The sequence below is a fragment of the Pleomorphomonas oryzae DSM 16300 genome, assembly GCF_000422965.1.
In the GTDB taxonomy this organism is placed as follows: Bacteria; Pseudomonadota; Alphaproteobacteria; order Rhizobiales; family Pleomorphomonadaceae; genus Pleomorphomonas; species Pleomorphomonas oryzae.
Genome location: NZ_AUHB01000002.1, coordinates 471,938 through 483,868 on the forward strand (window position 1 = coordinate 471,938; position 11,931 = coordinate 483,868).

12 protein-coding genes are annotated in these 11,931 nt (G+C 62.7%); 3 read left to right on the forward strand and 9 right to left on the reverse strand.

Going from position 1 to position 11,931, the window contains the following annotated elements:
• Positions 1 to 4 precede the first annotated feature (4 nt).
• Together G522_RS0105060 and cpaB are read right to left on the reverse strand one after the other, a co-directional pair.
• Complete coding sequence (locus G522_RS0105060; protein WP_026790102.1) at positions 5 to 1,378, reverse strand: type II and III secretion system protein family protein; 1,374 nt, start codon at positions 1,376 to 1,378, stop codon at positions 5 to 7.
• Complete coding sequence (gene cpaB, locus G522_RS25675) at positions 1,375 to 2,352, reverse strand: Flp pilus assembly protein CpaB (protein ID WP_051228333.1); 978 nt, start codon at positions 2,350 to 2,352, stop codon at positions 1,375 to 1,377. Before cpaB ends, G522_RS0105060 begins: the two co-directional genes overlap by 4 nt.
• 196 nt (positions 2,353 to 2,548) lie before the next feature.
• Between cpaB and alr the strand changes: the two genes are divergently transcribed.
• Positions 2,549 to 3,652, forward strand: coding sequence for an alanine racemase (gene alr / locus G522_RS0105070; protein ID WP_026790103.1), 1,104 nt, complete (start codon positions 2,549 to 2,551; stop codon positions 3,650 to 3,652).
• 4 nt (positions 3,653 to 3,656) lie between these two features.
• Here the strand turns inward: alr and G522_RS0105075 are convergent, their stop codons facing one another.
• The 6 genes from G522_RS0105075 to G522_RS0105100 all read right to left on the reverse strand — a co-directional run bounded on the left by G522_RS0105075 (position 3,657) and on the right by G522_RS0105100 (position 8,810).
• Positions 3,657 to 4,490, reverse strand: coding sequence for a class I SAM-dependent methyltransferase (locus G522_RS0105075; protein WP_026790104.1), 834 nt, complete (start codon positions 4,488 to 4,490; stop codon positions 3,657 to 3,659).
• A 116-nt stretch (positions 4,491 to 4,606) separates the two neighbouring features.
• Entirely contained in the window at positions 4,607 to 5,392 is a 786-nt protein-coding gene (locus tag G522_RS0105080) for a gluconate 5-dehydrogenase (RefSeq protein WP_026790105.1), read from the reverse strand.
• Between the two features lie 20 nt (positions 5,393 to 5,412).
• On the reverse strand, positions 5,413 to 6,255 hold the full coding sequence (kduI, locus tag G522_RS0105085) for a 5-dehydro-4-deoxy-D-glucuronate isomerase (protein ID WP_026790106.1): 843 nt from the start codon (positions 6,253 to 6,255) through the stop codon (positions 5,413 to 5,415).
• Positions 6,256 to 6,286: 31 nt separating this feature from the next.
• Entirely contained in the window at positions 6,287 to 6,748 is a 462-nt protein-coding gene (locus tag G522_RS0105090; RefSeq protein WP_026790107.1) for a NanQ anomerase/TabA/YiaL family protein, read from the reverse strand.
• Positions 6,749 to 6,797: 49 nt separating this feature from the next.
• On the reverse strand, positions 6,798 to 7,802 hold the full coding sequence (gene kdgT / locus G522_RS0105095) for a 2-keto-3-deoxygluconate transporter (RefSeq protein WP_026790108.1): 1,005 nt from the start codon (positions 7,800 to 7,802) through the stop codon (positions 6,798 to 6,800).
• Between the two features lie 48 nt (positions 7,803 to 7,850).
• Complete coding sequence (locus G522_RS0105100; protein WP_026790109.1) at positions 7,851 to 8,810, reverse strand: sugar kinase; 960 nt, start codon at positions 8,808 to 8,810, stop codon at positions 7,851 to 7,853.
• Between the two features lie 627 nt (positions 8,811 to 9,437).
• On the opposite strand from G522_RS0105100, the gene G522_RS0105105 reads away from it, so the two are divergent.
• Complete coding sequence (locus tag G522_RS0105105) at positions 9,438 to 10,193, forward strand: GntR family transcriptional regulator (protein ID WP_026790110.1); 756 nt, start codon at positions 9,438 to 9,440, stop codon at positions 10,191 to 10,193.
• A 37-nt stretch (positions 10,194 to 10,230) separates the two neighbouring features.
• On the opposite strand, the gene G522_RS0105110 is transcribed toward G522_RS0105105, so the two are convergent.
• On the reverse strand, positions 10,231 to 11,118 hold the full coding sequence (locus tag G522_RS0105110; RefSeq protein ID WP_026790111.1) for a helix-turn-helix domain-containing protein: 888 nt from the start codon (positions 11,116 to 11,118) through the stop codon (positions 10,231 to 10,233).
• A 369-nt stretch (positions 11,119 to 11,487) separates the two neighbouring features.
• On the opposite strand from G522_RS0105110, the gene G522_RS0105115 reads away from it, so the two are divergent.
• Positions 11,488 to 11,925 (forward strand): hypothetical protein, encoded by a 438-nt coding sequence (locus G522_RS0105115; RefSeq protein ID WP_051228334.1) that lies wholly within the window; start codon positions 11,488 to 11,490, stop codon positions 11,923 to 11,925.
• Positions 11,926 to 11,931: the final 6 nt, after the last annotated feature.

The window sequence follows — 11,931 nt, forward strand, 5'->3', positions numbered from 1 at the left end:
GAGGTCACCGTACCGGCAAGTCGAGAATGTAGCCGCCGGTCGACGCCCCGTTGGCGGCGAGATAGGCGTCGGTGTTGGGTGGCACTTCGGCATTTCCGCGTGCGAACGCGTCGAGATCACTGCCCGGCAAGGCTCGATCGAAGGGTGTAGCGATGGTGTTGCCGGCGCCGAGCGGATCGACGATGTGCGGCGTTACGATGATCACCAGATCGGTTTCCGCGCGCTTGTAGGCCGTGGAGCGGAACAGGTTGCCGAGCACCGGCACCGAGCCGAGCCATGGCACGCGGTTGTTGGACACCGAGCTGGAATTGGTGAGCAGGCCGGCCATGACGAAGCTTTGGCCGTCGCGCAGCTCCAGCGTCGAATCCGAGCGCCGTACCTTGAGGCCGGGAATGGTGATGCCGTTGATGGTGACGGCGGCCGAATAGTCGATCTCGCTGACCTCCGGCTTGATGTTGAGGTGAATGAGGCCGTTGGGCGCCACCGTCGGCGTGAAATCGAGACCGACGCCGAATTTCTTGAATTCGACGGAGATTGAGTTGTTGTCGCCGGCGACCGGCACCGGAAATTCACCACCGGCCAGGAAGCTCGACGTCTGGCCGGACAGTGCCACGAGGTTGGGTTCGGCGAGCGAACGGACGAGGCCGCGCGCTTCCAGCGCCTGCACGACCATATCCACCGATAGGCCACCCGACAGAACCTGACTGACGATCTCGCCGAACGGGGTCGACCCCGAAGCCAGCGTCGAGGAGCCGACACCGACGGCGATGCCGTCGCTTTTTGCCGTCCACCCAAGACCGAGTTCGCGGTTGGCCGAACGGGTCGCCTCAAGGAAACGCACCTTGAGCTGCACCTGCTTGCCGCCGCCGATGTCGACGGTGTTGACCACCTTGTCGCCGCCGAATTCCTTGGCGATGGCACCGGCCTCGTCGATAGTCTTCTGATCGGCTGCCGTTCCCGACAGCAGGATCGAGCCATTGGCCGAGGAAACATCGACCTTGGCATCGGGCAGCTTGCGCTCCAGCGCCGCCTGCAGCCGATCGGTATGCAAGGCGATTTCAAAGTCGGCGGCGCCGACCACATTTCGCTCCTTGTCGAACAACACGATACCTGTGACGCCGCCCTTCGAGCCGAGCACCATGAAGGACTTGTCGGTGAGCGGCCAGGCATCGGCCAGTGCCGGATCGCCGACGACGATTTCCGAGAAGGCGGTCGCGGTCTCGATCATCTGCGGCACACCCTTGGCGATCGAAAACGACTGACCGGATTTTGCCGACGTCATCCGGATGGGCTGCGCGGCATCGACCGACAGGCCTGTGGCCAGCATGAAAGCAACAAGCGCGACGAGGCGGAGGGCCACGCGCATCGGGGAAATCATTGTGGTTCTCCGGCGGCAATCGAAGCGGCGGGGATGGGGGATGCGTCAGCCATCGGACTGGCAGGCGTGGCAGGAGCGGCCGGGGCAACAGGCACCGCAGCAGGTGCAGCAGGCGCCTCGAGCGGCGTCACGCGCCGGCTCGGGCCGCCTTCTTTCACCGGGACGGAATACTGGGTGAGTTCGGTCGCCCGTCGCACCCAAACCGTGGCGTCGGTAACGGGTGGCGGTGTTGGCTCGGCCTTGACGTTTTCGGTCTTGTGGGCGGTGGTCAGATCGGCGACGCCGATCGGCCGGAAGGCGGCGGCGCGTACCTCGCCGGCCTTTCTCAGCACCAGTGACAGGCTGCCGACACTCTGGGCCAGCACGAGTTTCTGGGCGGCTTCCGGCGACGCTTCGACGGTGACGGTATGTGCCACCACCGCCTCAGTGCTCTTTTCATCGGCCATCTGATCGATCGACAGAATGCGCACGTCCTGCAAGATCACCTCGGCCACCTCGGTGGTGGTCAGCACCACATCGACCCGGTCGCCCGGCAGTACCAGGCCGCCGACACCCGCCACGTCGTTGACACGGAGCGTCACGGCGCGGTTGCCGTCGGAGATCAAGCGGGAGAGAGCGGCACGCTCGCCGGGGCCGGTCAGCTTGGAGGCGAACAGCGGTTCGCCCTGCTCCAGCGGATAGAGCACGGTGCGCGCGCCATCCTTGAACAGATCATCGGTGGTGGCGAACGCTCCGGGCGGCAATTCGCTATCTGGCCAGGCAATTTCCCGGACCGACTGGCGGGACAGCGGCGCGCCGAAGCGGAGCGGTTCGGCGGCGACCACCAGTGTCCCCAGAGTTACGGAAGGTCGTGAAGCCTCAAGCTCTCTGAGCCGGGCCGCCGAGGCATTGTCGAGCCAACGGCTGCCAGCCCAAACGGCACCGCCACCACAGGCGATAGCAAGCAGGATCATGACCTTGAAATTGGCGCGCATCGGGACATTTTCTCCGGATGCGAGCAATCTAGCAGCTTTACGATAAAGGCCGGTTCAATCGGTTCGTGGCTTTTCCGCAATCATCTCAATGTTCTGTTAACCTCTTGAGCGCCGGTTCTTGGCCAGTTTGGCTTGCGGCGGACCGATGAGCGGGCTAAGCCGCTTCAAGACGGTCCATCGGACGGTGGAGGGAAGGGTGTCGGCTTCTGGGAACGTTTCAGGCGTGGCCGCAGCGGGGGGCATCCTGACTATCGGCGTTGAAACCGTTGTTGCCAACTGGAAGAGCCTCGCCGCTCGCGTTGCGCCGGCTCGCTCAGCCGCCGTGGTCAAGGCCGACGCTTATGGTCTTGGCGCCGTACCTTTGGTTCGGCCGCTCTACGATGCCGGTTGCCGCGACTTCTTCGTCATAGCGCTGTCGGAAGCCGAGGCGTTTCGGCCGCTACTGCCGTCCGACGCGGCCATCTACGTGCTGAATGGTCTTTTGCCGGGAACAGCGGCGGCTTACGGCGACGGCATCCTGCCCGTGCTGAACTCGCTGGCCCAGTGTCGCGCTTGGGCCGAAGCCAGACGTGGCAGCCGGCCGTCGGTGATCCAGGTCGATACGGGCATGTCGCGCCTCGGCCTCGACGTTGCCGAACAACAGGCGCTCGCCAGTGATCCCGGCCTGCTCTCGGCCACCGGTGCGCGCCTGATCATGAGCCATCTTGCCTGCGCTGACGAGCCGGACAAGCCGGCAAGCGGCGAGCAACTCGCCGCCTTCGGGGCCGCTCGCGAACGATTGCCAGGCCTTCCTGGCTCACTTGCCGCCTCAAGCGGCATTTTCCTCGGGGCTGACTATCATTTCGATCTCTGCCGGCCCGGTGCCTCGCTCTATGGCATCGAGACCAGCCCGCTCGCGACAGGTATCAAGTCGGTGGTCGATCTCAGGGTGCGCGTCGCCCAGCTCAGGGAGATCGAGGCGGGCACCTCGGTCGGCTATGGCTATACCTTCCGCGCCAGCCGAACGACCCGCCTCGCCACGCTGGCAACGGGATATGCCGACGGCTGGTGGCGGCGCTTCTCGAACGGCGCCGGCGCCGCCTATTTCGGCGACACGCGCCTGCCGTCGATCGGCCGCGTCTCCATGGACAGCTTTTCGGTGGATGTAAGTGCCCTGCCAGCGGGCACGCTCGCCGAGGGCGATCTCCTTGAGCTGATCGGTCCCCACCAGAGCGTCGATGACGTGGCGCGCGCAGTCGGCACGATCGGCTACGAAGTGCTGACCGCGCTTGGCCATCGCTATCATCGCATCTACCGTTGACGACTTAGGGACGCGCGATCACAGCGAAGGCCGTGGCGCCACCCCGCCATGATCCGCCGGTCGCGAAGTCAGCAATTTCCACGGCCGAATAGGCGGCGGCTCGCACCTCTTCGATGATGGCGGCTGGGGTGTAGTACTGCATCCAGTTATACACTTGGAACGTACGGTCGGGCGTTGCGATGAGATAGCGGTCGAGGCCGATTGCCTCGCTCGGATAGAGAAAAGTCGCTTTGAAGCCAACATAGTCGCCAGCGGCCCAGAAGCCGCCCATCAGGCGGTTCTCGAAGATCCTCTCCTCGCGCAGGTTCTCGAACATGCCGGTTGAAAAGACATCGAACACAAAAACGCCGTTCGGCTTCAACGCGGCCCGGATCTTGTCGAGGATGAGCCGGCGCTTATTCGGCGCCATCGCGCAGAAGTCGCCATAGATCATGGTGACAACGTCCTGATCCCCGGGGAGATCGTCTCGGAGATAGTCCGCCTGCCGATAGTCTATGGGAAAATTGGCCGCCTTCGCTGCCTTGCTTGCATAAGCCAAGGAGTTGGCTGAAAAATCAAGGCCGGTTACCAGCGCGCCGCGTTTGGCATATCGGCTTGTGTAGAGACCTGGCCCGCAGCCGAGATCGGTGATAGCGGCACCGGCGAGCGGGAAGCGCCGGTCCAGCCAGCCGACGAAAGCGTCGATCGCGCTCGCCCGCCGTGAGGCGAGGTCGCTGGTCTCGTCGAGATGAAAGCGCAGCATCTCATCGGCGATGTGAGGGTCGGTCCAGAGCAGCTCGGTGGTCGAAACTGAAAAGGGAGCAGGGCGGACGAGAAAGTCGGCGAGAGTTTCGTACATGATGGCGGCAGGATAAGCGCCGATTATCCCAGGCGAAAGACGACTCTCGACGGCTAAAGAAAAAGCCGCGTCCCCTTGAGAGGACGCGACTGCCTCGTTCGAGTTATGGCCCGCGATCAGGGCTGCTTGCCGATGTAGGCGAGAATGCCGCCATCGACGTAGAGGATGTGGCCGTTGACGAAGTCCGAGGCCGAGGAGGCAAGGAAAACCGCCGGCCCCTTGAGATCATCGGTGGTGCCCCAGCGGCCGGCCGGCGTCTTCGCCCGGATGAACGAGTCGAACGGATGGCCGGGGACGCGCAGCGGCGCGGTCTGCGGCGTTTCGACATAGCCGGGGCCGATGCCGTTGCACTGGATGTTGAAGGCGCCGTATTCGGAGGCGATGTTGCGGGTCAGCATCTTGAGGCCGCCCTTGGCCGCCGCGTAGGCCGACACCGTCTCGCGGCCGAGCTCCGACATCATCGAACAGATGTTGATGATCTTGCCGCCGCCCTTCTTCATCATGGAGGGGATCACCGCCTTGGCGACGATGAACGGCGCGGTGAGGTCGATGTCGATCACCTGACGGAAGTCCTTGACGTCCATCTCGTGCATCGGGATGCGCTTGATGATGCCGGCGTTGTTGACCAGGATGTCGACGGAGCCGAGATCCTTCTCGATATCGGCCACCAGCTTCTGCACGGCCGGTTCGTCGGTGACGTCGGCGATATAGCCCCGGGCGTCGATGCCGGCTGCCTTGTAGGCAGCGAGCCCCTTGGCCAGGAACTCCTCGTTGATGTCGTTGAAGGCGATGGTCGCACCGGCCTCGGCCAGGGCGCTGGCCAGCGCGAACCCGATGCCATAGGAGGCGCCGGTGACCAGCGCCACCTTGCCTTCGAGCGAGAATGCGTTCGGATAGGTCATTGCAGTCAGTCCTTGCTCGGTCAGCGCAGATTGCTGATGGCGATGTGGTCCATGTCGTCGAAGGTCTGGTTCTCGCCGCCCATTGCCCAGATGAACGTGTAGGCAGCAGTGCCGCAGCCGGCATGGATCGACCAGGACGGCGAGATGACCGCCTGCTCGTTCTGCACCAGGATGTGACGGGTCTGATTGCCTTCGCCCATCATGTGGAAGACGGCCTGTCCCTCGGGAATATTGAAATAGGTGTAGATTTCCATGCGCCGCTCATGGGTATGGGCGGGCATGGTGTTCCAGACGCTGCCGGGCGCCAGCTGGGTAAGGCCCATGGAGAGCTGGCAGGTTTCCAGAACGTCCGGATGGATGAACTGGTTGATGACGCGCTTGTTGGCGGTCGCTTCGTCGCCAAGCGGCTTCTTCTTGGCATCAGTCATCGACAGGAAAGTGGTCTTGCAGGCTTTGTGAGCCGGAGCGGAGACCATGTAGAACTTGGCCGGCGCCTTGGGGTCGTCGCTCTTGAAGACGACGGACTTGGTGCCCTTGGTGATGTAGAGGCAATCCTGGAAGTTGAGGTGGAAGGTTTCGCCATCCGCTTCGATCGAACCGGCGCCGCCGATATTGAAAATGCCGATCTCGCGACGCTCCAGGATGTAGGACGTGCCGAAGTTTTTCATGCAGTCGATGCCCTTGTCGAGCGGCACCGCCTGGCTCACCGGCTTGCAGCCGAATGTCACCATGCGATCGACATGGGAGTAAACGGCGACCACTTGGTCATCGACATAGAGATTTTCGATCAGGAATTCAGCGCGCATCTCCTCGGTGGTGTAGCGCTTGAAATCCTTTTGGTTAGCCGAATAACGAATATCCATTTTATCTCTCCAATACGGTTGGGGCGGAAACTCAGGCCAGAATCTTGACCACGACCTTGCGGACCTTGGCCGGCGCACCCGCGGCACAGCCAGGGCGGTGGATGTCGGTGGGATGGAAGACGGCATAGGCGCCGGTGCCGAGCACGAGATCGGTTTCGTCGGCCACGGCGGAAAAGAACTGCACGTCGCGATCTTCGAAGAAGTTCTCGGCCACCGGGTTGTTGCCGGCGAGCGGCGCGTAGCCGATCACCTCCCGGCCGCTCGCCACATACTGGATGTCGATATATCGGGCGTGCGATTCCGGTCGCTTGTCGGCCTTCGGCGCCGTTTCGTAATCCTGGATCAGCGCAAACAGGCGTTCGCCGTCGATGTCGACGCGCCCTGCCGGCAGAGCGGCAATATCGGTTCCCGCAAGGAACCGGAGGCCGCGCCGAATGTCTTCCGGCAGGTTGGCGGCGTCGCGGTCGAGCGTGGCAATATGGCTGAGATACATCGGCTTCCTCCTGAACGGGGTTGGGGCCGGCGAACCGGCCCCTTGGCGATTACTCCGCCACCTGCAGCTTTTCCGCCGGAGCGGTGGGAGCATCGGACGCGGGCGCTGCGCCCTTGATACGCTTGGCCCACATGCCGGTCAAAATCGGCACCAGGATCGCCGTGATGAGACAGGCGGCTGCGACCAGCGAGGTCGCGGCGGCGGCGGCCGGTTTGAAGGCGGGGACCATCTCGGCGATGATCATCGGGTTGGCGACGGCGGCGCCCGCGGTCGAGGAAGCCGCGAGGCCGGCGGTGCCGTTGCCGCCACCGATCAGCTTATCGGCCAGCATCAGCGGAATGCCGGTGATGATGATGACGATGACGCCGAGCAGCAGGCCGCCGAGACCGGTCTGGGCGATGACGTGCAGGTCGATGCCGTTACCGAGGGCAAAACCGAAGAACGGGATCAGCGTGTGCACGCACTTTCCGAAGAATTCCTTCAGGTCCTTGTCGAGGTTGCCCAGCAGGAAGCCGACCAGGAAGGGCAGCACCGCGCCGACGAACAGGTGCGGCTCGAAGGTGGCGACACCGGCGGCGCCAAGGATGAACATCGACACCAGCGGACCGGATTCTATGGACATCAGCACGAAGGCGCCGGCCTCTTCCTTGGAGCCGTACTGCTGCATCACAGCTGCGTAGAGACCGCCGTTGGTCATGTCCATGGCCGCGCAGATGGCCAGCGCCGAGAAGCCGGCGAACAGGCCCGACTGCACGCCTTCGAGCGGCAGGAACTGAGCGGCGGCGTAGGTCGCAGCCCAGGCGACCAGCGTCTTGACGACGACGAGGTTGCCCGACTTGCGCAGCACGGTGCCGGTGGCCCGGAGGTCGATGGTGGCGCCCATGCAGAAGAACCAGACGGCGAGGATCGGCACGGTGCCGGAGACCAGCCCGTTGGTGAAGGAGCCGAAATACTTGCCGGCTTCTGGGTAGAAGGTCTTGCAGAGCGCGCCCAGGATCAGCGGCGCCAGCATCAGCCCGCCAGGGATTTTGTCGATCGTCTTCTTGATGTTCATGGGTCCAGCCCTCTCCAGCGTGAAATTGGGTTTTATGCGGGCGACGGGTTACCGGCGCCGGGCGATTTCGGGAGCGAAGACGTCGGGGGTGGCGTCCTTCGGAATGATGGCGCCGCGGTGTTGCACGACCGCGCTGGCAACCACGTGGGCGCGATGCGCCGCCTCCGCCGGAGCAAGGCCGAGGCTGCGGCCGAGAAGATAGGCGGCCGAGAAACTGTCGCCGGCGGCCGTGGTGTCGACCACCTTGTCAACCGCGATGGCAGGCACGGTTTCCACCTTGCCGTCATGGATCAGCGTACATGGCTTGGCGCCGTCCTTGATCACCGTCTCGAGGCGCGGCAGTGCCTTGAAATGGGCGGCACCGGCCTGCGGCGTCGGCTCGATGCCGAGCACCGCCAACTCCTCAACCGTCACCATGACGCAGCTCGCAAAAGCGATGACCTCTTCGTAGACGGCGCGCGTCGTCTCGACGTTCTCCCACAACAGCGGCCGGTAATTGCAATCGAAGTCGATGGCGACGCCATCGCGGGCAAGCTCGGCAAGGCGGGCGATCAGCCGGGCGCGGCTTTGCGACTTCAGAACGGCGAGACTGATGCCTGAAAGATAAATGTTGCTATAGCCGGCAAGCGCTTCGAGAAGGGCGTCGGAACCGTCGGTTTCAAACGCTTCGCGAACGGCGGCCTCGCCTCGCCAGTAAAAAAAGCGCCGCTCGCCGGCAGCGTCGGTCTTGATGAAGTAGAGGCCGGGGCGCCGCCCCGGACGGCGCAGCACCAGGCGGTCACTCACGCCCTGGTCCCGCCAGAAGGCCGCCATGGCATCGCTGAACGGATCGTCGCCGATGGCGCTCACATAATCGACGAAGCCGCCAAGCCCTTCGCCGAGCCGCGCCATATAGGCCGCCGTATTGAAAGTGTCGCCACCGAAGGACTGCGTGATGCCACCGTCGGGCCGCTCCTGCAGTTCGACCATGCATTCGCCGATGGCGGCCACGCGAATATCCTTCGTCACGTCATCCTCCGATCTTCTGCCGGTCATTCCGAGCGGGTCTGATGTCCCGGCTCGTCGTGTCCTCATCTCGTTGGCCGAAACATCTGAGTCTTGTCATCTCAAGTCAATACGCAATAATCCAGCCCAAAATACAACAATACAGAATAATACTAAAGTTTATATGTAAGCTTATGGCGTGCTTGATTTGAGTACAAATCCGAAATATCGAAATATTAAACTCAATATGCGAGCCTATGTCAGAATATATACAATCTTATATACAAGATATATAAGGTATATGAATATGGTAAGGTAAAGAGAACGATGCGGTCACATTTTGGACAAATTGGAAAAACTGCGTCACATTGGACAGGTCGTCGTGCGATCGTCAGTTTGCACTTTTCAAGCGCTCGGTTTTGCTGATGCTGCCTCTCAAGGCGGTTTTGACCGGCATACGTAACGGTCCTGACCAAATAGCGGCACGCCGACTCGGTACTAACCCGCTCTGATCTTTTTTATATATCTGATATACACAAGTTTGATGCCGACTTACCCGTCGTTGACGGATAACCAAGGCGGGGCGGCTTCAAGCCGGGCCTTCGAGGCGTCGGCAGCATATCATTTTGATCATTATGTGGGGCAGATGCGATGACGGCTTGGACGATGAGCGACACGGGGCGATCGTCGGCAGGCAGCCTGCCGACGGGCGAAACAGCCGCCCAGCTCGTTCATCGCCGGCTGCGTGACGACATCGTTTCCATGCGTCGCCGGCCGGGCGACGTTATCTTCGAAAAGGAGATCGCGCTTGAGGCGCGCGTCAGTCGAACACCGGTTCGCGAAGCATTGCTTCGCCTCGCCGATGAGAAGCTGATCGAGATCGTTCCCAAATCCGGCACCATGGTGTCGCGCATTCCGGCTGAAATCCTGCCGGAGATCATTGTTGCCCGCGCCGCGCTGGAAGCGGTGACCGTGCGGGCGGCGGCCGAGAGTGCCAAAGGGTCCGAGGTCGCCGGTCTCAGGGCGATCATTGAGCGTCAGCGCGAGACGTTGGCCACCGGCGACATCGACGGCTTTCATGCCGCCGACGAGTTGATGCACCGGGCCATCGCCGATGCCGGCAGATTGCCGGGACTCTGGACGATGATCCTGCAGATCAAGGTTCAGCTCGACCGCTATCGTCGACTGACCCTGCCGCAGCCGCATCGCATGGAGCGGGCCCTTGCCGAGCACGAGGCCATTATCGATGCCATCGCCCGCCATGATACTGCGACGGCGACGGCGGCGATGAACAGGCACCTCGATGGTCTCAGGGTCAGCCTGGCTCCGATCCGTGACCTCAACCCGGATTATTTTTCTGGCGATGTCGGCGCGGTCTACGACCGCTGGGCCGGCGAAACGGCTTGAGGTTGCCTTCCGGGTCAGACACCGGCTGGATAGGTGGTCACTCGGCCGCCTCGCGAAAGGGCATGGCCTGTCGACGTCGCAATTTCGGCGGCACGCCATAGGCCTTCTTGAAAGCGGTCGCAAAGCTCGACGGGGCCGAGTAGCCAGCCATGAAGGCGGCGCAGGCGATGCTGACGCCCCGATTGTCGAGAGCGTCGCGGGCGGCATCGAGGCGGCGGCGGCGCACGAAGTCGAACACCGTCATGCCGTAGAGTTCCTTGAAGCATCGTTGAACGACGCTGACCGACGCACCGACAGCCTGGGCGACGCTATCGATGGTGAGCGGCTCGTTGAGGTGATCGAGCAGGAAGATGCGGATGCGGTCGCCGAGCAGCGCTTGGGCTGAACGGGGAAGCACGTTTTCCTCGCGCCGTAGCGCCAATGTGCTGAGCGTCACGCAGATCAAATCGAAGGCCCGAGCGCGTCGGTAGAGCGGCAGCGCCTCGCGCGGCAGCCAGGCCGGCGGCTCGGTAGCGAGCTTGGCGAGGCGAATACTGTCATCGTCAAGCCGCCAGATGTGGCTGCTGCCGTGACCGGCCAGAAAAGCGGCAAGCGAGTCGCCGTGGCCGCCCCCTTCAAGGTCGAGTGTTGAAGCCCAGTCGCTCGGGGTCTTGATTGTCAGCTTGCCCAGCCGATCTTCTGAGCCAGCGATCTGCGCCAGGCGCGCCGGGCGGGTTAGCGAGAACGCCAGGGCCACCGGACCGCCATCGGCGGAAACATCGAATGGCTGGTCATCGATCTCGAAGCGCTCCCAGCCATGAAGATAGACCATGAGACGGAAGCCCGGCTGAATCTCGCGCGCCGGCCGTGGGCCGGCGACCACCGGCGTGAGCCGACAAGCCAGCGAGATGCCATCGTGTTCCGATGTCGCCACCGACAGTTCCATGACGCACCCAATGCCCCGTATCAGCGACGTCGTGACATCCCCGGCTGTTTGGGAGAAAGAAACCGCCGTTTTCGCTGAAGCCCTTGCCGTCGACAGCTTCCCATCCGCTTGTTTATATACATGATAAAACGAGTCAAGTTTAAGGGAAACCCCTCATGCGATTGATTTGCAGTTGCATGTTGGTAGGCGGGTCGGGTTCAAATGGCTGATAAAATAGAGATTTTCTCAAGGGGTCGGCGGGGCTATCCGCGAGCGAAGCCTGACATTGGCATCGCGATGCGTTTGTAGCCGAGGCAACTATCGACTGCTTTCTGGCTGCGTCCGAACGGCCGCGCTTTGCCTTCTGTGCTTCTCCCGGACTGACCGCTCATGACTCTGCAACGTCTCCTCCATCTCGTCCCGACCCTTGTTTTGCTGTCGGCCTCGCCAACGCTCGCCCAATCGGGTCCTACTCCTGGTGGCGCCTTTTCCCTTGAGCTGAACCGGCTGGATGGGGTCGATGACAGCTGCCGGGTGACACTGGTCGAAAGGAACGGAACGGCGTCCTCCTTTTCAGTCCTCAAGCTCGATCTCGTGGTGTTCGACGAAGAGGGCATCGTGACCAAGCGGGTCGGTGTGGATGCCGGTCCCCTCAAGGTCGGCCGCACGACGGTCAAGACCTTCGACCTCAAGGGGCTTGCCTGCAATAGCGTCGGTCGCGTGCTGATCAACGACATATTGTCCTGCGAGGCGGAGGGGATCGCTCCCGACATCTGCCTTGATGTGGTGGAGCCGCGCTCGCGCGTATCGGCCACTTTCGACAAGTGAGGTGGC

Coding starts and splice junctions, on each gene's coding strand:
- G522_RS0105060 (WP_026790102.1), bottom strand. CDS start 1,378: ATGATTTCCCCGATGCGCGTGGCCCTCCGCCTCGTCGCGCTTGTTGCT.
- cpaB (WP_051228333.1), bottom strand. CDS start 2,352: ATGCGCGCCAATTTCAAGGTCATGATCCTGCTTGCTATCGCCTGTGGT.
- G522_RS0105075 (WP_026790104.1), bottom strand. CDS start 4,490: ATGTACGAAACTCTCGCCGACTTTCTCGTCCGCCCTGCTCCCTTTTCA.
- G522_RS0105080 (WP_026790105.1), bottom strand. CDS start 5,392: ATGACCTATCCGAACGCATTCTCGCTCGAAGGCAAGGTGGCGCTGGTC.
- kduI (WP_026790106.1), bottom strand. CDS start 6,255: ATGGATATTCGTTATTCGGCTAACCAAAAGGATTTCAAGCGCTACACC.
- G522_RS0105090 (WP_026790107.1), bottom strand. CDS start 6,748: ATGTATCTCAGCCATATTGCCACGCTCGACCGCGACGCCGCCAACCTG.
- kdgT (WP_026790108.1), bottom strand. CDS start 7,802: ATGAACATCAAGAAGACGATCGACAAAATCCCTGGCGGGCTGATGCTG.
- G522_RS0105105 (WP_026790110.1), top strand. CDS start 9,438: ATGACGGCTTGGACGATGAGCGACACGGGGCGATCGTCGGCAGGCAGC.
- G522_RS0105110 (WP_026790111.1), bottom strand. CDS start 11,118: ATGGAACTGTCGGTGGCGACATCGGAACACGATGGCATCTCGCTGGCT.
- G522_RS0105115 (WP_051228334.1), top strand. CDS start 11,488: ATGACTCTGCAACGTCTCCTCCATCTCGTCCCGACCCTTGTTTTGCTG.